The sequence below is a fragment of the Parvibaculum sp. genome (assembly GCF_049672805.1).
In the GTDB taxonomy this organism is placed as follows: Bacteria; Pseudomonadota; Alphaproteobacteria; order Parvibaculales; family Parvibaculaceae; genus Parvibaculum.
In genome coordinates this window covers 1-1,683 of record NZ_JBATWS010000213.1, presented here as the reverse complement: position 1 = coordinate 1,683, position 1,683 = coordinate 1, and the positions used below count along the sequence as shown (strand labels likewise).

The window sequence follows — 1,683 nt, the reverse complement described above, 5'->3', positions numbered from 1 at the left end:
CGCTTGAAACGGTGGAGCGGTTCGGCCTATCGCCGCTGGTCGATTTCGTTGCCGGCTATGACAGCGGCCACGGGCCAAAGCCGGGGCCGGGCATGGCACTCGCCTTTTGCTCGGCGGTGCAACTTCGGCCTTCCGACATTGCCGTGATCGGTGACAATGCTCATGATTTTGATATGGGTCGCAGGGCAGGCGCGGGGCTTTACATTGGCGTTCTCACGGGATCAAGCGGGCAGGATGATCTTGCGCCGCTCACAGATCATGTGATCGATAATGTCGCGCTTCTGCCAGCCCTCTTTGACAGGCTTGGTGAACAGGAAAGGCGGGCAAGCGATGTTCTATGATGCCGCGCGCAATGATCACGGGTTGAGGCATGATCCGTTCAAGGCGCTTGTCGTGCCGCGCCCCATCGGCTGGATTTCCACGGTGAGCCGCGATGGCGTTCCCAATCTCGCGCCTTACAGTTTCTTCAACGCGATTTCGACTGATCCGCACATCGTTGCGTTTGCAAGCGCCGACAAGAAGGACAGTCTCATCAATGCGGAAGAGCAGGGCGAGTTTGTCTGCAATCTGGCGACATGGGACCAGCGCGACGCGATGAATGCATCATCGACGATGGTGGGGCCGCAGGTGGATGAGTTTGCGCTGGCCGGGCTTGAAACGGAACCGTCGCGGCTTGTTGCGCCGCTGCGCGTCAAACATGCGCCGGTTCATTTCGAGTGTGTATGGTTGCAGACCCTGCCGCTGAAGGGGCGCGACGGGCGGCAGAGTTACTATCTCGTTCTCGGCGAGGTGCTAGGCGTTCACATTGATGATCGCTTCATCCGGGAAGGCATAGTCGATGTCGCGGCGATGAAGCCCATCGCGCGGCTCGGCTATCACGACTATGCGGTCGTGGACGAGGTCTTCACCATGAAGCGGCCCGGTTAGCGCCAGCTTGTCGGCTTCACATCAAAGGCGATGCTGATGCGCCGCTTCTCGCCCGAGAAGGGCAGGGTGCGGTGGAAGAGATAGGACGGGAAGAAGAAGGCATCTCCCTCGCGCGGTTCATAGGAAACCGTCTGCGGCTCGAACTTCGCGTCGAACTCCGGCGGCGGATGGCCGAACTCGATCCAGCCATCGCGCTCATTCTCGCCCTTGCCGAGCGTCGGCGGCAGTGCGACGTAATAGACGCCACTCATCCAGCCACCGACATGGATATGTGAATGCTGGTGACCGCCTTCGGAAAGAAGCGTGCCCCACATATCAATGTGATAGGTTTTCGGCACCTGTCCGCGATAGGGATGTTTCGGCTCCGGGCGGATGCCGTCGAAATGCGCATCAATGGCGCGGCGAAGCACTTTCTCGAATGAGATGAAGGGCTCGCGCGGATTGTCGAGCAGCAAGCCTGTCTGCGCGCCCTTGCGGGTCGCCTTGCCGGTCGGCTCCCAAACGAGATCGGGTGTCTCGTCAAGCGCGGCGGCGAGGGCAGCATTGAAAGATGCCATATCGGCGTAGCCTTCCGGCGGCGTCAGCGTGGTGCGGGTGACGAGGCTTGCAAGTTCGGCGCGGTAACCTGTCGGCATTTCGCCAAATTCCTGCGCTCGCGCAAAAGGGAGCCACGCCGCGGCGCGGCGCTCCGAACCATGCCTTGCCAGCGCACGTTCGAAAATTTCGCTCGCCTCGCGCGCAAATCCGAGTTTCAGG

At 60.8% G+C, this 1,683-nt stretch carries 3 protein-coding genes; 2 read left to right on the top strand and 1 reads right to left on the bottom strand.

Annotation, left to right across the window (positions count from 1 at the left end; all coding sequences use genetic code 11):
* Both WBF74_RS06765 and WBF74_RS06760 read left to right on the top strand, forming a co-directional pair.
* On the top strand, positions 1-341 hold a 341-nt coding region (locus tag WBF74_RS06765; protein WP_424437115.1), incomplete at its 5' end, for an HAD family hydrolase.
* Positions 331-927, top strand: a complete 597-nt coding sequence (locus WBF74_RS06760) for a flavin reductase family protein (RefSeq protein WP_424437112.1) — start codon at positions 331-333, stop codon at positions 925-927. The genes WBF74_RS06765 and WBF74_RS06760, both read left to right, overlap by 11 nt.
* On the opposite strand, the gene WBF74_RS06755 is transcribed toward WBF74_RS06760, so the two are convergent.
* A partial coding sequence (locus WBF74_RS06755) for a 2OG-Fe(II) oxygenase family protein (protein WP_424437109.1) occupies positions 924-1,683 on the bottom strand: 760 nt, incomplete at its 5' end. The genes WBF74_RS06760 and WBF74_RS06755 overlap by 4 nt on opposite strands.

What these genes read in the sequence shown, in the direction of transcription:
- WBF74_RS06760 (WP_424437112.1), top strand. Translation starts at nt 331, where the DNA reads ATGTTCTATGATGCCGCGCGCAATGATCACGGGTTGAGGCATGATCCG.